At 71.5% G+C, this 22,133-nt stretch carries 23 protein-coding genes; 13 read left to right on the forward strand and 10 right to left on the reverse strand.

Annotation, left to right across the window (positions count from 1 at the left end; all coding sequences use genetic code 11):
- Nucleotides 1–67 precede the first annotated feature (67 nt).
- Complete coding sequence (locus BM051_RS15455) at nucleotides 68–880, forward strand: transglutaminase-like domain-containing protein (RefSeq protein WP_092530916.1); 813 nt, start codon at nucleotides 68–70, stop codon at nucleotides 878–880.
- 97 nt (nucleotides 881–977) lie between these two features.
- On the opposite strand, the gene BM051_RS15460 is transcribed toward BM051_RS15455, so the two are convergent.
- Nucleotides 978–1,568, reverse strand: a complete 591-nt coding sequence (locus BM051_RS15460) for a dihydrofolate reductase family protein (RefSeq protein WP_092530819.1) — start codon at nucleotides 1,566–1,568, stop codon at nucleotides 978–980.
- Between the two features lie 92 nt (nucleotides 1,569–1,660).
- Here BM051_RS15460 and BM051_RS15465 point away from each other — a divergent pair, with 92 nt between their 5' ends.
- Nucleotides 1,661–2,146 carry a winged helix-turn-helix transcriptional regulator gene (locus BM051_RS15465; RefSeq protein ID WP_092530820.1) on the forward strand — a complete coding sequence of 162 codons (486 nt, stop codon included), beginning with the start codon at nucleotides 1,661–1,663 and terminating at the stop codon, nucleotides 2,144–2,146.
- Nucleotides 2,147–2,264: 118 nt separating this feature from the next.
- Here BM051_RS15465 and BM051_RS15470 read toward each other — a convergent pair whose 3' ends face one another.
- The 3 genes from BM051_RS15470 to BM051_RS15480 are packed head-to-tail and all read right to left on the reverse strand — an operon-like array spanning nucleotide 2,265 to nucleotide 5,502.
- Nucleotides 2,265–3,431 carry a thiolase domain-containing protein gene (locus BM051_RS15470; protein ID WP_092530821.1) on the reverse strand — a complete coding sequence of 389 codons (1,167 nt, stop codon included), beginning with the start codon at nucleotides 3,429–3,431 and terminating at the stop codon, nucleotides 2,265–2,267.
- Nucleotides 3,432–4,487 carry a thiolase domain-containing protein gene (locus tag BM051_RS15475; protein WP_092530822.1) on the reverse strand — a complete coding sequence of 352 codons (1,056 nt, stop codon included), beginning with the start codon at nucleotides 4,485–4,487 and terminating at the stop codon, nucleotides 3,432–3,434.
- Between the two features lie 13 nt (nucleotides 4,488–4,500).
- Complete coding sequence (locus tag BM051_RS15480) at nucleotides 4,501–5,502, reverse strand: Zn-ribbon domain-containing OB-fold protein (RefSeq protein WP_092530823.1); 1,002 nt, start codon at nucleotides 5,500–5,502, stop codon at nucleotides 4,501–4,503.
- Between the two features lie 98 nt (nucleotides 5,503–5,600).
- Here BM051_RS15480 and BM051_RS15485 point away from each other — a divergent pair, with 98 nt between their 5' ends.
- Entirely contained in the window at nucleotides 5,601–7,175 is a 1,575-nt protein-coding gene (locus tag BM051_RS15485) for an acyl-CoA synthetase (RefSeq protein WP_092530824.1), read from the forward strand.
- A gap of 95 nt (nucleotides 7,176–7,270) precedes the next feature.
- Here the strand turns inward: BM051_RS15485 and BM051_RS15490 are convergent, their stop codons facing one another.
- Nucleotides 7,271–7,729 carry a winged helix-turn-helix transcriptional regulator gene (locus BM051_RS15490; protein WP_092530825.1) on the reverse strand — a complete coding sequence of 153 codons (459 nt, stop codon included), beginning with the start codon at nucleotides 7,727–7,729 and terminating at the stop codon, nucleotides 7,271–7,273.
- 87 nt (nucleotides 7,730–7,816) lie between these two features.
- On the opposite strand from BM051_RS15490, the gene BM051_RS15495 reads away from it, so the two are divergent.
- Nucleotides 7,817–9,085, forward strand: a complete 1,269-nt coding sequence (locus tag BM051_RS15495) for an MFS transporter (protein ID WP_092530826.1) — start codon at nucleotides 7,817–7,819, stop codon at nucleotides 9,083–9,085.
- Nucleotides 9,086–9,147: 62 nt separating this feature from the next.
- Here BM051_RS15495 and BM051_RS15500 read toward each other — a convergent pair whose 3' ends face one another.
- Nucleotides 9,148–9,939: a crotonase/enoyl-CoA hydratase family protein gene (locus BM051_RS15500; RefSeq protein WP_092530827.1), complete on the reverse strand. Its 792-nt coding sequence runs from the start codon at nucleotides 9,937–9,939 to the stop codon at nucleotides 9,148–9,150.
- Nucleotides 9,940–10,029: 90 nt separating this feature from the next.
- Between BM051_RS15500 and BM051_RS15505 the strand changes: the two genes are divergently transcribed.
- Together BM051_RS15505 and BM051_RS15510 are read left to right on the forward strand one after the other, a co-directional pair.
- A complete protein-coding gene (locus tag BM051_RS15505; RefSeq protein WP_092530828.1) occupies nucleotides 10,030–11,703 on the forward strand; it encodes an acyl-CoA synthetase in 1,674 nt (557 codons plus the stop codon).
- A gap of 23 nt (nucleotides 11,704–11,726) precedes the next feature.
- Nucleotides 11,727–12,833 (forward strand): NAD(P)H-dependent flavin oxidoreductase, encoded by a 1,107-nt coding sequence (locus tag BM051_RS15510; protein WP_092530829.1) that lies wholly within the window; start codon nucleotides 11,727–11,729, stop codon nucleotides 12,831–12,833.
- A 10-nt stretch (nucleotides 12,834–12,843) separates the two neighbouring features.
- Here the strand turns inward: BM051_RS15510 and BM051_RS15515 are convergent, their stop codons facing one another.
- A complete protein-coding gene (locus BM051_RS15515; protein WP_092530830.1) occupies nucleotides 12,844–14,160 on the reverse strand; it encodes an APC family permease in 1,317 nt (438 codons plus the stop codon).
- Between the two features lie 78 nt (nucleotides 14,161–14,238).
- Between BM051_RS15515 and BM051_RS15520 the strand changes: the two genes are divergently transcribed.
- The 3 genes from BM051_RS15520 (at nucleotide 14,239) to BM051_RS15530 (ending at nucleotide 16,381) form a co-directional block, all read left to right on the forward strand.
- Complete coding sequence (locus BM051_RS15520) at nucleotides 14,239–14,772, forward strand: hypothetical protein (RefSeq protein ID WP_243859843.1); 534 nt, start codon at nucleotides 14,239–14,241, stop codon at nucleotides 14,770–14,772.
- A gap of 116 nt (nucleotides 14,773–14,888) precedes the next feature.
- On the forward strand, nucleotides 14,889–15,326 hold the full coding sequence (locus tag BM051_RS15525) for an SRPBCC family protein (protein ID WP_092530831.1): 438 nt from the start codon (nucleotides 14,889–14,891) through the stop codon (nucleotides 15,324–15,326).
- Nucleotides 15,327–15,514: 188 nt separating this feature from the next.
- Nucleotides 15,515–16,381, forward strand: a complete 867-nt coding sequence (locus BM051_RS15530; RefSeq protein WP_092530832.1) for a helix-turn-helix domain-containing protein — start codon at nucleotides 15,515–15,517, stop codon at nucleotides 16,379–16,381.
- 51 nt (nucleotides 16,382–16,432) lie between these two features.
- On the opposite strand, the gene BM051_RS15535 is transcribed toward BM051_RS15530, so the two are convergent.
- On the reverse strand, nucleotides 16,433–17,083 hold the full coding sequence (locus BM051_RS15535; RefSeq protein WP_092530833.1) for a TetR/AcrR family transcriptional regulator: 651 nt from the start codon (nucleotides 17,081–17,083) through the stop codon (nucleotides 16,433–16,435).
- Nucleotides 17,084–17,184: 101 nt separating this feature from the next.
- Between BM051_RS15535 and BM051_RS15540 the strand changes: the two genes are divergently transcribed.
- Together BM051_RS15540 and BM051_RS15545 are read left to right on the forward strand one after the other, a co-directional pair.
- Entirely contained in the window at nucleotides 17,185–18,078 is an 894-nt protein-coding gene (locus BM051_RS15540) for an AurF N-oxygenase family protein (protein WP_092530834.1), read from the forward strand.
- 33 nt (nucleotides 18,079–18,111) lie between these two features.
- The gene (locus tag BM051_RS15545) at nucleotides 18,112–18,450 is read left to right on the forward strand and encodes a hypothetical protein (RefSeq protein ID WP_134046378.1); all 339 of its coding nucleotides are present in this window, start codon (nucleotides 18,112–18,114) and stop codon (nucleotides 18,448–18,450) included.
- Nucleotides 18,451–18,461: 11 nt separating this feature from the next.
- On the opposite strand, the gene BM051_RS15550 is transcribed toward BM051_RS15545, so the two are convergent.
- Together BM051_RS15550 and BM051_RS15555 are read right to left on the reverse strand one after the other, a co-directional pair.
- A complete protein-coding gene (locus BM051_RS15550; protein ID WP_134046380.1) occupies nucleotides 18,462–19,088 on the reverse strand; it encodes a DUF6518 family protein in 627 nt (208 codons plus the stop codon).
- A 97-nt stretch (nucleotides 19,089–19,185) separates the two neighbouring features.
- Nucleotides 19,186–20,976: an HNH endonuclease signature motif containing protein gene (locus BM051_RS15555; RefSeq protein ID WP_166677857.1), complete on the reverse strand. Its 1,791-nt coding sequence runs from the start codon at nucleotides 20,974–20,976 to the stop codon at nucleotides 19,186–19,188.
- Between the two features lie 476 nt (nucleotides 20,977–21,452).
- Between BM051_RS15555 and BM051_RS15560 the strand changes: the two genes are divergently transcribed.
- Nucleotides 21,453–21,779: a PadR family transcriptional regulator gene (locus BM051_RS15560; RefSeq protein ID WP_092530838.1), complete on the forward strand. Its 327-nt coding sequence runs from the start codon at nucleotides 21,453–21,455 to the stop codon at nucleotides 21,777–21,779.
- A complete protein-coding gene (locus BM051_RS15565; RefSeq protein WP_092530839.1) occupies nucleotides 21,776–22,132 on the forward strand; it encodes a DUF1048 domain-containing protein in 357 nt (118 codons plus the stop codon). The genes BM051_RS15560 and BM051_RS15565 overlap by 4 nt, the downstream gene beginning before the upstream one ends.
- The last annotated feature ends 1 nt before the right edge of the window (nucleotide 22,133 follow it).

A 22,133-nucleotide genomic window follows, 5' to 3' on the forward strand; every position in this document is an offset into this window, starting at 1 on the left:
GGAGGCGGAGCGGCCGTTCGGCGGCCCCGCCTCCGCGGGCCACCCCCGGTCGGGGATGATGGCCGCCATGACCGCGCGCACCCGCCTCGTCGCCGACCTGTCCCTGCGCGTCACCACCCCGGGCAAGCTGGCCGCCTCGATCGCGGTCGCGAGCACCGCCGGCGTCGACGCGGAACGCTTCACCCTCACCGCCGAGGCGGAGCCGGCGTCGGTGGTGGAGGTCGTCGACTTCCCGCACGGCACCCGGGTGCACCTGCTCGACCTGCCGCGCGGCGACGTGCGGATCTCCTACGAGGCCGAGCACGCCTGCCGGGTGACCGAGGCCGAGCCGGTCACCGCCGCCGATCACATCCGCTACACCCGACCCAGCCGGTACTGCCCCTCCGACCGCCTGCTCGGCTTCGCCGGGCACGCGTTCGGCCGGTGTACGACCACAGTGGACACCGTGCGCGCGATCGTCGACCACGTGGCCGACCGGATCGGCTACGTGCCCGGCTCCAGCCGGTCCACCGACGGGGCGCTGGACACCCTGCTCGGCGGCGAGGGGGTGTGCCGGGACTTCGCGCACCTGTGCGTGGCGTTCTGCCGGGCCAGGGACATCCCGGCCCGGTTCGCCGCGGTCTACGCGCCCGGACTGTCCCCGATGGACTTCCACGCGGTGTTCGAGGCCGCGGTGGACGGGCGGTGGTACGTCTTCGACGCCACCCGGATGGCGCCCCGGCAGTCCCTCACCCGGATCGCCACCGGGCGGGACGCCGCGGACACGGCGTTCCTGACCACGCTCGGCAGCGACATCGAGCTCCGCACCACCAGCGTCACCGCGACGGTGGATCCGGAGCTGCCCACCGACGACGGCGAAGCCCTCGTCGCGCTCGCCTGAGAGAGTGTTTCGTAGCCGAAGCGCAACTCGGGGTGCGGGTCTCGACGTGGCGGACGTGGCCAGCGTGCGGGCTGGAGAGAGCTCTGCTCAGTGACCCTCAGTGATCCGACCCGCTCTCGGTCGGGATCTTCGCCCTTGTGGCGGGTCGGTACCGTACGTTGACGACCGACACCGGGTCGCCTTCGCCGACCCGCTGGAGGCGAATCGGCTCACCGCCGGGGTTGTCGTACAGCCGGATGCCCTCGCCGAGCAGGACCGGCGCGATGTGCAGGTCGATCTCGTCGATCAGTCCCAGTTCGAGAAGCTGACGGCCGATGGTCGGCGAGAGCACCTCGAGGTTCCTGCCGCCGGCCGCCGCCAGCCCGACCCGCACCGCCTCGGCCGGGTCGCAGTCGAGGAACGTGACTCCGTCCGCGGGTGTCGCGTCCTCGGGGTGATGGGTGAGCACGAAGATCGGTCCGTCCCAGGCGCCGCCGTACGGGCGGCTGTCCCCCGCGACGTCCCAGCCGTCTCGGCCCCCGAGCACGGCGCCCGTGGTCTCGACGTACTCGTCGACCAGGCCCGGACGGGCGGACATCCCGGTCATCCAGTCCATCTCGTGGTTCGGCCCCGCCACGAACCCGTCCAGTGACATGGTGAAGTGCCAGAGCACTTTCCCGGCCGCGGTCTGCGGCTCAGTGTCGTTCATTCGTCGCCTCCGGCAATCTGCTTGCGGTTTGCAACCGCTAAGCTAGACCCCACCGGTGGTAGATTGCAACCAGACCAGAGGTGGGGTGCGGTTTGGTGGAGACGGCGCGTTCGGGTTGTCCGATCAATGCCGCGGTCGAGGCGTTCGGCGACAGCTGGAGTCTGCTCGTGCTGCGAGACGTGATGTTCGGGAATCGGCGCTACTTCAGGGAGTTGCTGGCCGGCTCGGAGGAGGGGATCGCCTCCAACATCCTGGCCGACCGGCTGAAGCGTCTGGTCAACGCCGGCCTGTTGACCCGGGAGGACGCGGGGCCGGGACGGCGGGCCGCCTACAGCCTGACCGAGGCGTCGATTCAGCTGGTGCCCGTCTTCGCCCAACTCGGCGAGTGGGGTCTGCACCACCGCCCGACCACGAAGCGGCTACGGGTGCGGGCAGAACTGCTCGCGGCCGGTGGGCCTGAGCTGTGGTGTGAGTTCATGGCCGAGCTGCGGACCATCCATCTCGGCGAACCGGCGCCGGAACGGGACGGTCCGAGTGTCGTGGAACGCCTGGGCAAGGCCTACGCCGCCGAGCTCTGATGTCCTGCCCACTGCGCGACATCCGCCCGGCAACGGCCTGCCGCCCACCGCTGTCGCCCCGTTGCTCGACATTCTCCACCCAGCTCTGGGTGGGTCGACCGGGTACCCGGGCCCGCGGTCAGGTGGTGGGCTTGTCGGCGCCGACGACCCACATGGCGAAGAACTGTGAGCCGCCGCCGTAGGCGTGGCCGAGTGCCCGGCGTGCCCCGTCGACCTGGTAGTCCCCGGCCCGGCCCATCACCTGCTTGGCCGCCTCGGCGAAGCGCAGCATCCCGGACGCGCCGATCGGGTTGGTGGCCATCACCCCGCCGGAGGGGTTCACCGGCAGCCGGCCGTCCAGCGCGGTCTCCCCGGCCTCGGTGAGCCGCCAGCCCTGACCCTCCCCGGCGAACCCGAGGTTCTCCAACCACATCGGCTCGAACCAGGAGAACGGCACGTAGATCTCCGCCGCGTCGATGTCGGACAGCGGGTCGGTGATGCCGGCCTCCCGCCACAGCGCCGCCGCGGCGTCCCGGCCGGCCTGGGGATTGACCTGGTCGCGCCCGGCGAACGTGGTCGGCTCGGTGCGCATCGCGGTGGCGTGGATCCACGCCGCGCCACCGGGAACGGCGTCACCGGCGGCCTCGTCGCCGAGCACCATCGCGCACGCCCCGTCCGACGACGGGCACGTCTCGTCGTAGCGGATCGGGTCCCACAGCATCGTCGACGACCGCACCGACTCCAGGGTGATGTCCGCCTGGCGAAGGTGCGCGTACGGGTTGCGGGCGCCGTTGCGCCGGTCCTTCACCGCGACCATCGCGCCCACGTGCTCCGGCGCACCGGAGCGGCGGATGTAGGAACGCACGTGCGGCGCGAAGTACCCGCCCGCGCCGGCGCCCACCGGCATCTGGAACGGCGGCAGGATCGACAGCGCCCACATGGCGTTGGACTCCGACTGTTTCTCGAACGCCACGGTGAGCACCCTGTGGTGCACGCCGGCCTGCACCAGGCTCGCCGCGACCAGCGCGGTCGACCCGCCGACCGACCCGGCCGTGTGCACCCGCAGCAGCGGCTTGCCGGAGGCGCCGATGGCGTCGGCGAGGAACAGCTCGGGCATCATCACGCCCTCGAACAGGTCGGGCGCCTTGCCGATCACCACCGCGTCGATGTCGGGCCAGTCCACCCGCGCGTCGAGCAGAGCCCGGTCGATCGCCTCGCGCAGCAGCCCGGGCATGGACACGTCGGTCCGCTTGGCCCGGTGGTGCGTCTGCCCGGTGCCGAGCACCGCGGTGAGTCGCTTGCCCATCTAGCCGGCTCCTTCCAGCACCGCCACCAGGTTCTGTTGCAACGCCGGCCCGCTGGTCGCGTGCGCGAGCACCCGGCCGGCCCGCCCCTCGAGGACCTGCCGGGCGGCCTCGCCGATCCGGGTCAGCCCGGCGGCGAACATGGGGTTGCCGGCGAGCGCGCCGCCGGACGGGTTGACCCGGACCCGCTCGTCGAGGCCGAGCGCGCGGCGCAGGATCAGCTCCTGGTGGCTGAACGGGGCGTGCAGTTCCGCGATCTCCACGCCGGCGGTGCCGACCGCCGCGGCGGCGGCCTCGGCGGAGGGGGAGCGGGTCAGGTCGCGGGCGCCGAGCACGGGGGAGTCGACGTGGTGCGCGATCCCGCGGATCACCGCGGGCCGCTCGGCGATCTCCCGCGCCCGGGGCAGGGCGGCGAGCACCACGGCCGCCGCGCCGTCGGTGACCGGGGCGATGTCGTGGGCCCGCAGCGGGTCGGCCACCATCGGCGCGTCGAGCAACTCGGCCACCTCCACCGCACCCGACCGCTGGGCGGCCGGGTTGGTGGCCGCGCCGGTGAGGCTGCGCGCGGCGACCTCGGCCATGTCCTTCTCGCTCCACAGCCCGGCGTCCAAACCCAGCCGGGCCTGCAGCCCGGCGACGCCGACCGAGTCCGGCCACAGTGGGGCCACCACGTACGGGTCGAGCTGCAGCGCCAGCACCCGGCGCAGGGCGCCGGCACTGGACTTGCCGAACCCGTACACCAGCGCGGTCTCCACCTCGCCGGTGCGGATCTTCAGCCACGCCTCGTAGAGCGCCCATGCCGCGTCCATCTCCACGTGCGACTCGTGGATGGGTGGGAACGCGCCGATCGCGTCCACCGCGGCGACGAACGAGAACGCCCTTCCGGCGAGGTAGTCCGACGAGCCCGAGCACCAGAAGTCGATGTCCGACTTGGATAGTCCGGTTCGGGCGTAGAGGTCGGCGAACACCGGCACCAACATCTCCACCCCGTTGGTGGTGCCGTGCGTTCGCCGCACGTTGGGTGCCTGGCTGAAGCCGACTACCGCCACGTCGTGCACCGCGATTCCCCCTTCACAGGTGGTGGGCGAAGGACTCGAACGGCGCGTCCGGCTCGCCCGTCGGTTCGAAGTGGTCGATGTTCTCCAGCGTGGTCGACCACTGCTCGCGCGGCTTCCACGCGGCGCGCACCCGCAGGCCCATCCGGACCTCCTCGGCGGGGCAGCCGAGCACGAGGTGCAGGAACGCGATGTCGGCGCCGTCGAGCAGGATGTAGGCCGCGACGTAGGGGGGCTTGATCCGCTGACCGAGGAACGGCACGTTGACGACGCAGAACGTGGTGACGATGCCGGTGTCCGGCAGCTCCACCTCGCCGGCCGTGGGAACCCCGTCGGTGGGGCAGGCGCCGCGCGGCGGGATGTAGACCTTGTGGCACGCCGGGCAGCGCTGGCCGATCAGCCGGCCCTCGGCGAGGCCGCGCAGGTAGCGGCTCTCCTCCGGCGACGCGGAGTGCTCGTAGTGCAGCCGCACCGGGGTGACGATCGTGCCGATCGGGTCACCCTCGGCGCGCTCGGCCACCGGCGGTGGTGGGGGCATCGGCGCCGGCTCGGCGTCCGGCGGCGCGTCGGCCGGGACGAAGTAGGCGAGGTCGCGGATGTGGCCGACCGGCTCGTCGGCCCAGCGGGCCCGCACTCGCATGCCGGTACGCATCGCCTCGGGGCCGGGGACGTCGACGGCGTGCAGCAGCGCGGTGTCGGCGCCGTCGAGCCGGATCAGCGCCCAGGCGAACGGGCGTTGCAGCGGCTGACCCTCCAGCGGGGAGGCCGCCCACGACCACGACGTCACCACGCCGGTGTCGGCGACCTCGACGAACTCGGTGAGGGGCTCGGCCGTGACCGGGTCGTACTCCACCGGCGGCACGTGCACCCGGCCGTCGCCGCCCCGCACGCCCTCGATCCGGCGCTCGCGCAGCGCGGTGAAGAACCGGCCGAGCACCGGGCCGACCGAGCGGGTGTAGTCGAAGGCGATGGTCAGCGGGGCGGACAGCGGGTCCTGCGTCGTCGACGGTGCGCTCACGGCAGAAGTGAAACACGTTCTCGAAATCTCGGCAAGTGCCTGCCGGGGGAGCGGGTGACATCTTGCCCAATGGTGGAACAGGTTCTAGATTTGCGGGTATGCCCACGACATCCCTCCCGTCCGCCGGCGCGGTCGGCCTGTGGAACATCGCCGCCGAGCAGCCCGACGTCACCGCGGTCGTTGACCCCGACGGCAGCGAGGTCGGCTACGGCGCGCTCGCCGCCAAGGCCAACACCTACGCCCGCGGTCTGCAGGCGCTGGGGCTGGAGCCCGGCGACGCGGTCGTCGTGCTCCAGCCCAACGGGGTGGAGCTGCTCGCCGCGTACTTCGCGGCCATCCAGTCCGGGCTCTACGTGGTGATGGTGAACTGGCACCTGGTCGGTCCCGAGGTGGCCTACATCCTCGCCGACAGCGGCGCCAAGGCGTTCCTGGCGCACGAGCGGTTCGCCGACACCGCGGTGGCCGCGGCCGAGGAGGCCGGGGTGCCGGCCAAGGCCCGGTTCGCGGTCGGCCCCGTGCCCGGGTTCCGGCGGATCGACGAGTTGGGCGCCGGCGAGGGCGACGGGCGGCCGGCGCGGCGCACCGCCGGCTCGCCGATGCTCTACACGTCGGGCACCACCGGCCGGCCCAAGGGCGTGCGCCGGCCGCTGACCGGGGCCGATCCCGACCAGGTGCCGCCGGCGTCGGCGTGGTTCTTCGGCGTCTTCGGGCTGCGGCCGTTCGACGGGCACGTGCACCTGTGCGGCTCGCCGCTCTACCACACGGCGGTGCTCAACTTCGTGGCGATCTCGCTGCAGCTCGGCCATCCCGCCGTGCTGATGGATCGCTGGGACCCGGAGAAGATGCTGCGGCTGATCGAGCGGCACCGGGTGACGCACAGCCACATGGTGCCCACGCAGTTCCGCCGGCTGCTGGCGCTGCCCGACGACGTCCGCTCGCGCTACGACCTGTCGTCGCTGCGGGTGATGATCCACGGCGCCGCGCCGTGCCCGCTCGAGGTGAAGCGGCGGATGCTGGAGTGGTGGGGGCCGGTGGTCACCGAGTACTACGCGGCCACCGAGGGCGGCGGCACGGTGATCAGCGGGGAGGAGTGGTTGCGCAAGCCGGGGTCGGTCGGCCGCCCGTGGCCGGGCTCGACGATCAAGGTGCTCGACGACGATGGCCGGGAGCTGCCACCCGGTGAGACCGGCACCGTGTACATGAAGATGGGCGACTCGACGTTCGAGTACCACAAGGACCGGGAGAAGACCGAGAAGGCGCGGGTCGGCGACCTGTTCACCCTGGGCGACGTCGGGCACCTCGACGAGGACGGCTACCTCTACCTGCACGACCGGAAGAACGACATGATCATCTCGGGTGGGGTGAACATCTACCCGGCCGAGATCGAGGGTGAGCTGGTGATGCACCCGAAGGTGGCCGACGTCGCCGTGTTCGGCGTGCCGCACGACGACTGGGGCGAGGAGATCAAGGCCGTCGTGCAGCCGGCACCCGGGGTGGAGCCGTCGGCGGAGCTGACGGAGGAGCTGCTGGAGTTCGCCCGCGGGCGGCTGGCCAAGTTCAAGCTGCCGCGCAGCGTCGACTACCGCGCCGAGCTGCCCCGCGACCCCAACGGCAAGCTGTACAAGCGCAAGCTCCGCGACCCCTACTGGCAAGGCCGCGAGCGCGCCATCTGACTCCCGCCCGAGGGGCTCCGCTCGAGGTGGGCAAGCTCACGGGCGCGTGTGCGGCGGGGTGTCTGCGAGGTCTGCAGGCGCCGAGGGTCTGCCTTCTATCGGATCTTCTGGACGTGGGTGGTGTCGGCGTCGAGGACAGTGCCGTCGGCGCTGGTCGGCGCGATGTCCGGCACCGGGGTGCCGTGCTGGTCGACAAGGGTGGAGTGGGTCTCGCCGGGGGCGAAGGCGTGGCGTTCTCCCCACTGTCGCAGGGTGAGGATGACTGGGAAGAGGTCGCGGCCCGCGTCGGTGAGCACGTATTCCTGGCGGCGGCCCGATGGTGCGGCGCGCTGGGCGAGGAGCCCGTGAGCGATGAGCTTGCGGAGGCGGTCGGTGAGGATGTTGCGGGCGATGCCGGTGCGTCGCTGGAACTCGGTGAACGATCGTGCCCCGTCCATCGCGTCGCGGATGACGAGAAGGCTCCACCTGTCGCCGACGAGGTCGAGCGTGCGGGCGACGGGGCAGTCGGGGTCGGTCCAGTCGGGGTTCGGGGCACCCATGGCGGTGCGCGACATGGCACCTCCCGATGAGTTGCGGATTGAAACCATTATGCCGTACGGTCGAATTGGTTGCAATCTGCTACTGATTGGGCTTGGTGTGCGATGGACGTGTGGCGGCGGTTCCTGCTCGCGGTGGTGTGTGGTGTCGCTGTGGCGAGCATCTATGCCGCGCAGCCCGTCCTGGAGCCGATGGGACGCGATCTTGGTGTGTCGGCGGAACTCACCGGGTGGATCGTCGCGACCGGCCAGGTCGGCTATCTGGCGGGGCTGGTGCTGCTGGTGCCGCTTGGCGATGTGGTCGACAGGCGTCGTCTCATCGCCGTGCACCTGGCGCTCACCGCGGTGGGCATGGTCCTGACGGCCTCGGCGTCAGGACCATGGATGGCGTTCGTGGGGCTCGCGACGGCGGGGGTGTTCGCGGTCGTGGTGCAGACCACGGTGGCCTACGCCGCGTCGGTCTCGCTGCCTGCCGAACGCGGACGGAACATCGGTGTCGTGACCTCGGGCGTTGTGGTCGGCATCCTGGGCGCGCGGGTCGTCGCCGGCACGCTCGCCGAGGTGTGGGGCTGGCGGAGCGTCTATGCCGTGCTCGCGATGCTGTCACTCGGGCTCGCGGCCCTCGTCCTCGTCGTACTGCCGGCAGAGGAGCGCCCCAACCGACCTGCGGGGTACCGGCGGGCCGTCGTCTCACTCGGCGGACTGTTCGGGCAGCGCATCTTCCTCACGCGCGGGCTCATCGCGTTCTTCTTGTTCGCGTCGTTCGGAACCCTGTGGAGCGGACTGTCCCTGCCGCTGGCGGACACGCCGTGGCAGCTGAGCGAGAGCCAGGTCGGACTGTTCGGCATCGCCGGACTCGCCGGCGCACTCGGCGCGGCACGCGCGGGACGGTGGGCGGATGCGGGACGGGATGGCTCGGTCACCGGTCTCGCGCTCATCCTGCTCATCCTCTCGTGGGCAGCGATCGCGCAGCTGCCGTGGTCGCTGTGGCTCCTCGTCGTCGGAATCGTGGTTCTCGACTTCGCGGTGCAGGCCGTGCATGTGAGCAACCAGCATCTGCTCACCGCCGCGCATCCGGATCGCACCAGCAGCGTCATCGGCGGCTACATGGTCTTCTACTCGCTCGGTTCCGCCCTCGGCGCAGCCGCAACCACCGCCATCTTCACCGCCCACGGCTGGGCGGGCTCCAGTCTCCTCGGGGCCGGATTCGCGGCCTGCGCGCTGGTCGTCTGGGCGGGGTCCGGAGTGACCCGCCGGCGGCGGTTGGAGGAGCGGCTCCGCGTCCGGGGCGTGGCAGCGCCTGCACACGCTGCTGTTGGCCGAGCGGCTGGTTCGACCACCGGTGGTGATGCCGCCGTCACGCCCCTTCCTTGATTGCCTTCGATGCCATCGAGGGGCCTCGATGACATCGAAGGCAGGCTCGGGCGCCGTGTGGGTCAGCGGCCCTGGAAGTTCGGGGGGCGCTTCTCGGCGAAGGCGCGGGGGCCCTCGCGGGCGTCCTCGCTGGCGAAGACGCGTATGCCGTACTGGGCGTCCAGTTTGAACGCCTCCTCCTCGGGCATGCCCTCGGTGTCCCGCATCGTGCGCAGGATGGCCCGCACGGCGAGCGGCCCGTTGGCCGCGATCAGGTCGGCGATCTCGAGCGCCTTGTCCAGTGCGGTGCCGTCCGGCACCACGTGCCCGATCAGGCCGATCGCCTTGGCCTCGGCCGCGTCGAGGTGCCGGCCGGTCAGCAGGATCTCCGCGGCGAGCGTGTACGGGATCTGCCGCGGCAACCGCACCGCCGACCCGCCCAGCGGGAACAGCCCCCACCGCGCCTCGGACACCCCGAACCGGGCGCTCTCCCCGGCGATGCGGATGTCGGTGGCCTGCAGGATCTCCGTGCCCCCGGCGATCGCGGGCCCCTCGACCGCGGCGATGAGTGGCTTGGTGAGCCGGCGGCCCTTGAGCAGCCCCTCGATCCGGCTCGGGTCGAAGCCGCCGCGGTCGTAGGAGTCGGCGGGGGAGTTCCGGCTCATCGACTTCAGGTCCGCACCGGCGCAGAACGCCCCGCCGGCCCCGGTCAGCACGCAGCTGCGGATCTCGGGATCGCCGTCCACCCGATCCCACGCCTCGACCATTATCTCGAGCATCTCGCCGGTGAGGGCGTTGCGGGCCCGCGGCCGGTTCATCGTCACCACGAGCGTCGAGCCGCGTTGTTCGATCAGGGCGTGTGGTTCCTCGGGCATCCTGCCGCCTCTCGCTCACCGACGGGCCGCGCGAACGGGCCTCTCGAACGGACCATTGCCCAGAACGATAACATGTTCTAGTTTACTCGGGTGGCCTACAACATCGCGGATCTCTTCGAGCACGCCGTCGACGCCGTGCCGGACCGCACGGCGATCATCTGTGGTACGCGCCGGATCACCTTCGCCGAGCTGGACCGGCGCGCCAACCGGCTGGCGCACCACCTGGCGGCGCACGGCGTGGGCGAGGGCTCCCACGTCGGCGTCTACTCCCGGAACTCCATCGAGGCGGTGGAGACGATGATCGCCGCGTACAAGCTGCGCGCGATCGCCATCAACATCAACTACCGGTACGTCGAGGGCGAGCTGGACTACCTGTTCGGCAACGCCGACCTCGTCGCGCTGGTGCACGAGCGGCGCTACACCGACAAGGTCGCGGCCGTGCTGCCGAACCATCCAAAACTGGAACACGTTGTCGTAGTCGACAGTGACACGGACAGCGACAGTGACACGGACAGTGACACCGACGACGAGACGGAGGCCGACTACTCCGGCTACGGCGGCGTCGACTACGAGACCGCGCTGGCGGGGTCCTCGCCCGAGCGCGACTTCGGCCCGCGCAGCTCCGACGATCGCTACATCCTCTACACCGGCGGCACCACCGGCTACCCCAAGGGCGTGTTGTGGCGGCACGAGGACGTCTGGCGAGTTCTCGGCGGCGGCATCAACTTCGTCACCGGCGAGTACGTCGCCGACGAGTGGCAACTGGCCAACGAGGGCAAGGCCAGCGGCGGCCTGGTCCGCCTGCCCACCGCGCCGCTCATCCACGGCGCCGCCCAGTGGGCGACCTTCGGCGCGCTGTTCGGCGCCAGCACGGTGGTCTTCGTGCCGAAGTTCGACCCGCACGACGTGTGGAGGGCCGTGCAGGAGCACCGGGTGCAGGTGCTCACCATCGTCGGCGACGCGATGGGCCGCCCGCTGATCGAGGCCTACCGCACCGGCGGCTACGACGCGTCCTCGCTGGTCGCGGTGTCCAGCCACGCCGCGCTGTTCTCGCACAGCGTCAAGCAGGAGTTCCTGGAGTGCCTGCCCAACATCGTGCTCACCGACGCCATCGGCTCGTCGGAGAGCGGGTTCACCGGCATCGGCATGGTCAGCAAGGACTCCGACCACACCGCGGGGCCGCGGGTGAACATCGGTGTCCAGGCTGTGCTGCTGGACGAGCACAACCGCGTCATCGAGCGCGAGCCCGGCGCGGTCGGCCGGATCGCCCGCGGCGGGCACGTGCCGATCGGCTACTACAACGACCCGGACAAGACCAAGCAGATCTTCGTCGAGGTCGACGGGACCCGCTACGTGGTGCCCGGCGACTACGCCCGCTACGAGGAGGACGGCACGGTCACGCTTCTCGGCCGCGGCTCGCAGTGCGTCAACACCGGCGGGGAGAAGGTCTTCCCCGAGGAGGTGGAGGGGGCGCTGAAGTCCCACCCGGACGTCTTCGACGCGCTGGTCGTCGGCGTGCCCGACGAGCGGCTCGGCGAACGGGTGGCGGCGGTGGTGCAGCTGCGGTCCGGCGCCACGCCCGACTTCGCCGCGATCGAGGCGCACGTGCGGACGGCGATCGCCGGCTACAAGGTGCCGCGGTCGATCTGGCTGACCGACGAGATCGGCCGCACCCCCAGCGGCAAGCCCGACTACCGCTGGGCGCAGCGCTACGCCCGCGAGCACGACCCCGCGGTCGAGGCGTCCGCGACCCCGCGTTCCTGACCGGCCACCCGAGGAGGAGGCGCATGCGCACGGCACTGTGCGACACGCTCGGCATCCAGTACCCGATCGTCGGGTTCACCCCGTCCGAGCACGTGGCCGCGGCGATCAGCCGCGCCGGTGGGCTCGGCGTGCTCGGCTGCGTCCGGTTCAACGACGCCGTGGAGCTGGACTCCGTGCTGGACTGGATGGACGCCAACACCGGCGGCCGGCCCTACGGGGTCGACGTGGTGATGCCGGCGACGGTGCCGAAGGAAGGCACCTCGATGGACCTCACCAAGCTGATCCCCGACGAGCACCGCGCGTTCGTCGACCGCACGCTGCGCGAGCTGGGCGTGCCCGAGCTGCCCGACGACGCCGGCGAGCAGGCCGGCGTGCTCGGCTGGCTGCACTCGGTGGCCCGGTCGCACGTCGAGGTGGCGCTGCGACACCGGATCGCGCTGATCGCCAACGCGCTCGGCTCGCCGCCGGTCGACGTCATCGAGCAGGCCCACCAGCACGGGGTGCCGGTCGCGGCGCTGGCCGGTAAGGCCGAGCACGCGGTGCGGCACGTCGACAACGGCGTGGACCTCGTGGTGGCGCAGGGTTACGAGGCCGGCGGGCACACCGGCGAGATCGCCTCGATGGTGTTGCTGCCGGAGATCGTGGACGCGGTGGGTGCCCGGGTGCCGGTGCTGGCCGCCGGTGGCATCGGCTCCGGCCGGCAGGTGGCCGCCGCGTTCGCGCTGGGCGCGGTGGGCGCGTGGATGGGCTCGTACTGGCTGACCACCACCGAGTACCTAGAGACGATGAGCGAGTCGGCCGCCGTGCAGCAGGCGCTGCTGGCGGCCAGCTCGTCGGACACCGTGCGCACCCGGATCTACACCGGCAAGCCGGCCCGGCTGCTCAAGACGAAGTGGACGCAAGCCTGGTCCACGCCGGACGCTCCGGAGCCGCTGCCGATGCCGTTGCAGAACCTGTTGGTCGCGCCGGCGCACCAGCGGATCCACGCGGCGAAGGACCCCGCGGTGGTGTCGATGCCGGTCGGGCAGATCGTCGGGCGGATGAACGAGGTGCGCCCGGTGGCGGACGTGATGGTTGACCTGCTGCGCGACTACGAGGAGACGCTGACCAGACTGGACAAGACCCGCTGATCGGCATCGTTCAGCGCCGTCGACGCCGTCGCGTGGGGACCCACCGGCGGACGCCGAGTACGGCGAGCCCGGCGGCGAGCACCACCGCGCCGCTGAGCACCGACGGCAGGGGCAGGCTCAGCGCCAGCGTCGCGCAGCCGAGGAGTCCGACGATCGCCACGATCCGCGGCGCGCGGTGCTCGTCGGCGCGCAGGGTGAGCGCGCTGGCGTTGGTGACCGCGTAGTAGGTCAGCACGGCGAAGGAGGAGAAGCCGATCGCGCCGCGCAGGCCGGCCACGCTCACCAGCGCGGCGACGGCGATCCCCACGGCGAGCTCCGCCCGGTGCGGCACGCCGAAGCGGGGGTGCACCGCGGCCAGGGCGCGCGGCAGGTGGCCGTCGCGGGCCATCGCCAGTGTCGTGCGGGACACCCCGAGCACCAGCGCCAGCAGCGCGCCGGTGGCGGCGAGCGCCGCACCGGCCCGCACCACCGGTGCCAGGCCCGGCCACGCGGTCTGGCCGACCGCGGCGGCCACCGGGTCGGTCGCCGCGGCCAGCGTGCCCGGGCCGAGCTGCAGCAGCACGGCCAGCGCCACCGCCGCGTACACCACGAGCGTGAGGCCCAGGGCCAGCGGCACCGCGCGCGGGATGGTCCGCGCCGGGTCGCGGACCTCCTCGCCGAGCGTGGCGATCCGCGCGTAGCCGGCGAAGGCGAAGAACAGCAACCCGGCGGCCCGCAGCACGCCGTCGGCGCCGGCGCCGGGGAACGGCGCGAGGTGCGCGGGGTCCGGCCGGCCGGCGACGGCGACCGCGAGCACCGCGACGGCCAGCACCAGCAGGGTGACCGTCACGATGACCTTGGTGGCCTGCGCCGAGCGGTGCACGCCGCGGTAGTTCAGCGCGGTCAGCGTGGCGACCACGGCCACCGCGGCCAGCGACCGCCACGGCCGGTCCAGGCCCGGGGCGGCGTAGGCGACCACGGCCAGTGCCATGACGGCGCAGCTCGCGGTCTTGCCGACCACGAACGCCCAGCCGGCCAGGTAGCCCCAGACCTCGCCGAGCCGCTCCCGCCCGTAGACGTAGGTGCCGCCGGAGTCGGGGTGGCGGGCGGCCAGCCGGGCCGAGGAGGTGGCGTTGCAGTAGGCGACCACCGCGGCCAGCGCCAGCCCGAGCAGCAGGCCCGGCCCGGCGGCGGAGGCGGCCGGCGCGAACGCGACGAACACGCCGGCGCCGATCATCGACCCGAGGCCGATCAGGACCGCGTCGGACGTGCCGAGCCGACGGGTGAGCCGGTCGTTCACCAGGTCCCTCCCGATGGTCGTCGAGCCCGCGCCGTATGGCGGGGTCATCCTGGCATCCGGGTGACGGGTGGTCGGCATGCAACCTGGGTCCGTGTCGGCTCCGTCTGGGTGGGTATGAGGTCGAACATGAGGTTCAAGAAGATGATGACCGCCGTGGGCACGATCGGTGCGATCGCGCTGGTCGGGACCGCGTGCGGCGACCAGCGGACCGCGGGGCCGGACGAGCAGCAGCCGCCCGCCGCCGAGCAACCGGCGCCGAACGACCAGGCGTCGGCGCCACCGGAGAACCCGTCGCCACCACAGCCGAACGCGCCGGGGCAACCGGTCGCGCCGCCGGTCGAGGGCGCGGAGGGCGTGCCCTCGCCGCAGGTGAACGGGATGGCGCTGCCCGGCGGGTACCCGCAGCAGGTGTGGGTGAACGACGCCGGCCGGACGCTGGTGATCACCGCGCAGGAGGGCGGCTGCGGTCAGGCCAGCGCGGAGCTGACCGACCAGACCGACCAGCAGGTGGCGGTGCGGCTGGTGGAGACGATCCCGGCGGACGCGCAGGCGTGCACCATGGACATCCGGTACCCGACGATGACGGTCGAGCTGGCCGAGCCGCTGGGTGAGCGGATCGTGGTGCTCACCTACGAGGAACGCGACAGGAGCAAGGACTGACCGGTCGTGGAGTAGTCCTCCGGGGCCTCCACCTTCGGGGTCTCCAGGAGCCCTCCGCGAGTCCGGAGCGGAAGATCACAGCGGCGGCCCGGCTCGGCCCGGCTAGGGTGACTCCCATGGGAGCACGCCAGGTGTCGGGGAGCCGGGTCGTCGCGGCGCCGCCGGAACGGATCTTCGCGCTGCTCACCGACCCGTCGAAGCACCCGCTGCTCGACGGGTCGGGCACGGTGCTGGCCGCCCGCTCCGCCGCGCCGCACCGGTTGGAGTTGGGCTCCACGTTTGGGATGGACATGCGCATGGGCGCGCCGTACAAGATCCAGAACACCGTGGTGGAGTACGAGCCGAACCGGCTGATCGCCTGGCGGCACTTCAACGGGCACCGCTGGCGCTGGCGGCTGCGCCCGGTGGGCGAGGACCGCACCGAGGTGACGGAGACGTTCGACTGGTCGACCGCACGCGTTCCACTGCTGATCTCGCTGAGCCCCTTCCCGAGGAAGAACAAGGCCGCCATCGAGAAGAGCCTGCGACGCCTGTCGGACATGTTCCCCGCCTGACCACCTGGCGTGTTCGCCGTTCCCGTCGCCGTGTGGGTTGTTCGCGTCGGTGCGTTGGCCGGTGGCGTCGGGGTACAGCGGCTCCCGGACTTGTCCCGGGGTCAAGAACTCGGGCCGCCGCATCCTTTGCGGTGATTGGGCCGCGTCGTGCCGTCACGGCACGGCCTCGCCGCTCTAGCGTCGGATCCATGCGCAGAGACGAATCCACCGCGCGGTCGCGCGAGCTGGGCATGGAGTTGGTGAAGGTCCGGGTGGCGGCGAACTTCACCGCGGAGCACCTGGCGCGGTTGTTGGGCTGGTCGCCGAGCAAGATCTGCCGGATGGAGAGCGGCAAGCGGGGCACCACGGAGATCGACGTGGCCATGTACGCCGCCCGCTGCAAGGCACCTCGCAAGGTGATCGACCGCCTGCGGAGGCTGGCCCGCCAGTCGGAGGCCGAGTACCGTCTCCAGGACCACGGCGAGTTGCTCCCGGACGAGCTGATCTCGCTGGTCACCCTCGAGACCACCGCGACCTCCATGGTGAGCTACGAGTGTCTGTGGGTCCCCGGCCTGATGCAGACGGAAGGGTATATCCGCGAACTGTTCAAGCTGGGCCGTCGTGACCCGGGCAAGCGCACGTTCGAGGATCGGGTGCACGCCCGGCTCACGAGGCAGCAACTGCTCACCCGGCGAAACGCACCACGAACCACCTTCTTCGTCCACGAGCACGCCCTCCGGGCGGAGGTCGGCAATCCGAAGGTGATGAGCGAGCAACTCACCCACCTCGCGGTGGTCGCGGGCCTGCCGAAGCGGGAGATCAGGGTGGTGCCGGCGGCCAACGCTCCGTTCGGCATGTTCGGTGGGGGCTTCCATCTGAAACAGGCCGCGAAGACTCCTCCAGTCGCGTATGTCGAGCTGGACGTGGCGAGCTTGTTTCTCGACGACGCGCGCTACATCCAGCGGTACCAGCAGTTGCAGGGTGACCTCGACGCGCACGCGCTGGACCGGCACGAGTCGCAGGAATGGCTCGCGGGCCTGGCGGACGAGTACGACCGGCGCGCCGCGGAGGAGTGACGGCGAGAGTGGGCCGGCGGAGCGAGCACTCTCCGCCGGCCCACTCGCCGATCAGCCCTGAGGGCGGAGTGAGCGGACCAGGGGGGCGAAGTACAGGTCCGCCAGGCGGCGGCGCTCCTCGGGGGAGTCGAGCGGCAGCACGGTCTCCGGGGTGAGCACCAGCGACAGCACGTTGCGCGCGATGAGCTCGGCGGCGCCGTCGATGTCCTCGTCCGGAAGGGTGATTCGGCCGGCCTTCACCTCGGCGCGGATGTGCCCGGCCACCCAGCTCCGCGCGGCGGCGAGCAGCCCACCGGCCTTCACCGTCAGGTGCGGCAGGATCAGCTCCGGCTCGGTGCGCAGCAGCCGGTTGAGCAGCCGGTGCCCGCGCAGGTAGTCGACGCAGAAGTTCAGGCCCTCGATCAGCTTCGCCTCGGGGTTGGGCTGCGCGGCCAGCACCGCGTCGGCCTTGGTGAGGAACCGGCGCAGCTCCCGCATGATCAGCGCGTTGAGCAGCTGGTCCTTCTTCGGGAAGTACCGGTAGATGGTGACCCGGGACAGCCCCACCCTGCGGGCGACGTCGTCGACGGTGAACCGGCGCAGCCCGAAGTCCTCGGCCTGCTCCAGGGCGGCGCCGAGGATGCGGTCGGTGTTCGCGTCGTCGGGTGGGTCGCCGCTCAGCGCTCGCTGCAGCAGGTCGACCCGCGGGTCACGGGTGCGCACCCGGCAAGCTTAACGCCTTTACAGCTTGACTTCACTTGTTACATGCGTTTTCCTGTCAGCAGGCCGGGCGGTGACGCCGCGGAACCCGAGGTGGAGGACCGATGGTGAAGGTCGGAGATCGCGAGGCCACGGCGCGGCGGCTGCTGCAGTCGAGCGTGAAGCACTCCTACGATCCCGAGGTCGACGTCGACTGGGACGCGCCGCTGGTGGACGGCAAGCTGTTCATCCCGGAGCGCACCGTCTCGATCTACGGCACCCCACTGTGGGACCGGCTCTCGCCGGAGCAGCGGATGGAGCTGTCCCGGCAGGAGATGGTCAACACGGTCAGCGTGGGCATCTGGTTCGAGGTCATCCTCATGCAGATGCTGCTGCGCATGGCGTACTGGCGGAACCCGACCAGCCAGCACGTGCGCTACGCGCTGACCGAGATCGCCGACGAGTGCCGGCACTCCACGATGTTCGCGATGCTGATCGAGCGGGTGGGGGAGCGGCCGTACCGCATCCCGCTGCCGTTGCAGGGGCCGGCGCACGCGCTGCCGCTGATCCTGCGTGGCGCGCCGATGTGGGTGGCGACGTTGATCGGGGAGGAGATCTTCGACGCCATCCAGCGCGAGCACCTGCAGGACGACGACGTGCAACCGCTGGTGCGGGCGGTGATGCGGATCCACGTCACCGAGGAGGCGCGGCACGTCCGCTACGCGCGGGAGGACCTGGTCCGGCAGCTCGCCGGCGCGCGCTGGCCGACCCGGGAGTTCACCCGGCACGTGGTGGCGCACGGGGCGTTGCTGCTGTCGCGGCTGCTGTCCCGGCCGGCGCAGTACGCCCGCGCCGGACTGCCCGACCCACGCGGCGTGACGGAGCTCGCCCGGAGCAGCCCGCACCGGCGCGAGGTGCTGACCGAGGCCGGCGGGAAGCTGGTGCGCTTCCTGCGCGAGGCCGACCTCATCGGCGGGCCCAGCGTCGCGCTGTGGCACCGCGCCGGGTTCCAGGTCTAGGGAAAGGTTCCCTCGCACGGGAGGTTGACGACGATGCCTCGACGGTTGTCCCACCAGCGGGTCGCGCGAGTGGTGGAGGCGGTGGTGCCGCAGGCCAGGGACCGGCTGGCCCGGCACACCGGCCGGCTCGCCGGCCGCATCGACTCCACGGCCGAGCAGGTCACCGACCTGGCCCACAAGGCGGCCTGGCACACCGCGCGGCTGTCGGACCTCGCCGCGCAGCGGATCGCCGATCGGGCCACCGTGCTGGCCGGCAACCTCGGCGACCACCTCGTCCGCGTCGGCGACCGCCTCGACCCGCCGCCGTCCCGCCCGGAGCCCCGCACCCTGCGGGTGGTCGCCAAGCCGCGCGACCCCGATCGGCGTGGCTGATCGAGCGCTGGTCAGAACAGCTTCTGCACCTCGGTGACGGCATACCCGAGCGCCGTGGCGGGTACCAGTGACGCCAGTGTTCCGCCGAGCCGGCCGGCGGTGCGTGCGTTCAACGCGATGATGACCACCGCGGCCACGAGGTCGAACACCACCGCCACGTCGGTTCCGGAGAACATGTTGTAGTTGAGCTGCCGCCAGATGGCTTCTCCAAGCAGAATGCCGCAGATGGTGGCTATGGACGCTGGCCCTTTCCACCCTCCGCGTCCCATGGTCGAGCTCGCCAGACCGAGGATGGGGCCGATCATCAAGGCGACGACGCTCCAGAAGGCGAGCGTCTCGGCGCTCATCGAGTACGTGGTGCCCGGATAGCGCGCGACGTAGATCACCGTCTTGCCTACTTCGAAAGCCACCACCGCGGCGAGGAGGGACACGACAGCGGCCGTGCTGGCGGTCCTCGTGGGAAGCCGAGCGCTGACCGCCACGCCGACCACCACCCACAGGCCGACGGTGTGGGCGAGCGGTGAGAGGGCGTCGCTGTAGTAGGCGCCGGCGCCGAAGGCACCCGATGCAACTCCGATGAGCACGGCGATGACCAGCGCCCGCGGGCCCGAGGGACGCCCGCGTCCGAAGCGGGCCACCCTCGGCTCCCGGTCCCCGTTCTCGTTCACGGCCAGCACCCCTCGCTGTTCGCCAGCGTCGAAACCGCCTCACCCGAGCACGAGTGTGACTGGTCGACTACGACACGCACGGGAATCCGCGGGTTCGTTGCCAGGGATCCACGTCGCGGTGCGTCGTGGGGTGCCAGGATCCGCCGCCGAGTGGCCCTGCGCGGGTGGCGGTGACGGCGTGGTGGGCGGTGTTGCGGAGGGGTCTTCGGTGGGGGTCGAGTCGTGGTGGTGGGCGGAACTCGGGTTGTTGGGTGTTCGGGTTGATGCGAACGTCCCATTCGGTGTGGTGGATGGCGCGGTGGTGGCTGGCGCAGAGGAGGACGAGGTTGGTGAGGTTGGTGGGGCCGCCGTCGGCCCAGGGGCGGATGTGGTGGGGGATCGTCCATTTCGGCGTGCGGGTGCAGCCTGGCCAGGCGCAGCCGTGGTCGCGGAGGGCGAGCATGCGGCGTTGGGCGGTGGTGGCGTGCCGGGTGGTACGGCCGAGGTAGAGCGGCTGGCCCCGCTGGCCGAAGATCGCGGGCACCACGGCGGCCTCACACGCCAACCGGCGTAGCTGGTCCAGGGTGGTGACCCCGGGCAGGCCGGTGAGGGTGAGCGGTTCGGCTCGGCCCGCCGGCCGTGAGGCAAGGGGGTCGTCTGCGGTACCGAATGGACCGGCCGTGCCAGCGCCCCTGGCCGGAGGCGGTGGGGGCTCGCGGTGGTTGCCCGCGGGCTCCGCCGCGTCGGGTGACTCCGTCGTGTCGAGTGACTCCGTCGTGTCGGGTGACTCCGCCGCTTCTGGTGTCTTCGCCGCCTCGGGTGTCTTCGCCGCCTCGGGTGTCTTCGCCGCCTCGGGTGTCTTCGCCGGTGTTGCCGGTTCCGCTCGTCCGCCCCACCCCGGCGCTCCAGACGCTCCCGGTGGTCTCGGCGGGTTGGTCGGGCCGCCGGGTTCGGCCGGGGGGTGCGTACCGGTCGTGCGGTGGGTGCCGGTGGCCGGTGCTGGTGTGGGGTTGGGAGGAACCGTGAGCAGGGCCTGGCGGGCGCGGGTTTCCAGTTCGGCCAGGGTGGTGGTGACGGTGAGCACGGCGCGTTCGCCGCCCTGGACGGTGAGGTCGTCGGCGCGGGCGGCGCAGTCGATGATCTCGGCCAGCGCGTCGCCCTGGCGGGCTTCGCGGCTGCGCGGATCCCGGTTGCCGTCCGGGGCGGGTTGGGGCTTGGCCAGCGGTCCGAGCAACCCCTCCAACGTCGCCGCCGTCTCGGGGTCGAGGTAGCCGTGGAAGCGCAGGTCGCCGTGCCGGTCGTAGTGGTAGGCGAACTCTCGCCGTGGCCCCACCACCACCTCCTCGTCGGTGTCGTGGGGTGGGTGGCCGTCGGCCTCCCAGTAGGCAACCAGCCGGCGGCCGGCGATGCGCACCTTCTCCGGGGTCGCCTGCGTGGCCAGGTCCAGCAGCGTCCGCTCGGCCTCGGACCGGGATTGGTCGGGGACGGCGGTCGGGCAGCGGGCCATGATCTCGGCGATCACCCGCGCATGCTCCACGCTGATCTCCCCGGCCGCCAACGCCGGCGCGGTCGCCGTCAGCCTCGGCGGGCGCGGCTCCCCGGACAACGTCGGCTCCGGCTGAGTGGCCTCGACCAGACCGAGGCGGGCGCGGATCTCCCGCGCCGACAGACGCAGCTCCTCCCGCAACCACCCCGTCGTGCCCGCATACCCCAACCGGCGTCCGAGATCCCGCCGCTCGGCCTCGCCGAGCGGTTCCACCATCCGCGCGTCCATCCGACGCCGCGCGGCCTCGATGGCGAGCACCTCCGCCGCCACCTCCGCATCACCCCACCGCCACACCGGCGACGGTGAGGGTGTCGTGGCTGCGCTCTCAGACATGCCACCAGAATACCGCCAAACCTCGAACAACTGTTCGACACAACCGAGTGAAATCATCCCACCCTTGTCCAAAAAGGACAGATAGGAGACGTTGGGCGGCAAGGTGTTTGGGGACCCCCCGATTCCCATTCTATCGGCGATCCGGCCGGCGCAAGGCGGTCGTGGAAATCTGTGGATAACTAATGGGTGATGTGGACAACCGGGTCGCTAGTGGCGAGCTCGCGCGCTGGGTCGGGCTGGGAGGCAGGCCGACTGGCGCACCGCGAGGCGAAGGGCGGGAGCCGGTGTTTGCCGTGGCCGGCGTGATCTGACGTGGGGTCACCTCTTCCTCCCTTCGCCGTGAACTTCTTGGCAGGCCGAGCAAGTCGGCACGTCGCAACGGCCGTCGCTCGCCCCTTGCCCGGACTCCACTACCTTGTGTTACTTTGTAGTGGTACTCGGTGTCACTGAGTACCAGTGCGGTCAGGAGGACCGGGATGGACGACCTGACGGAGATGTTGAAGGGCACGCTCGAGGGCTGCGTGCTTCAGATCATCGGCAGCGAGGAGACCTACGGGTACGCCATCACACGTCGGCTGAACGAGCTCGGCTTCACCGATGTCGTCGAGGGGACGGTGTACACCATCCTGCTGCGACTGGAGAAGAACGGGCTCGTCCAGGTGGCGAAACGACCGTCCGGGCTGGGCCCGCCACGCAAGTTCTACGCGCTCAACGACGCGGGGCGCGAAGAACTCGCGACGTTCTGGGCGAAATGGGAGTACATCACGTCACGGATCGACAAGCTCAGGGAGGGCGGGAGATGAACTTCTGGGAGACCATCACCGGCAGCGATCTCACCCGGCAGTACAAGGCGTTCGAAGCCAGGGCCGAGGCGTTGCCGGCCGACTACCGGGCGGCGTGGGAACAGATCAAGGGCCATCTTTCTCCCTACGCGGACTTCACGGGTCGAAACCTGATGCCGATTCTCGACGGTGCTCTGGGGTTGCTCGAAGAGACCGCGGCCGACGGGCAGAGCGTTCACGAGGTGCTGGGTGACGACATCGCGGGCTTCTGCGCGGCGCTGGCCGGCGGCGAAGGAGCCCGGAGCTATCGCGACCGGTGGCGCGAGCAGTTGAACAGGAACGTCGCCAAGAAACTGGGCAGGCTGGGAGGCTGAC

Source organism: Amycolatopsis arida, assembly GCF_900115565.1.
Taxonomy (GTDB): domain Bacteria; phylum Actinomycetota; class Actinomycetes; order Mycobacteriales; family Pseudonocardiaceae; genus Yuhushiella; species Yuhushiella arida.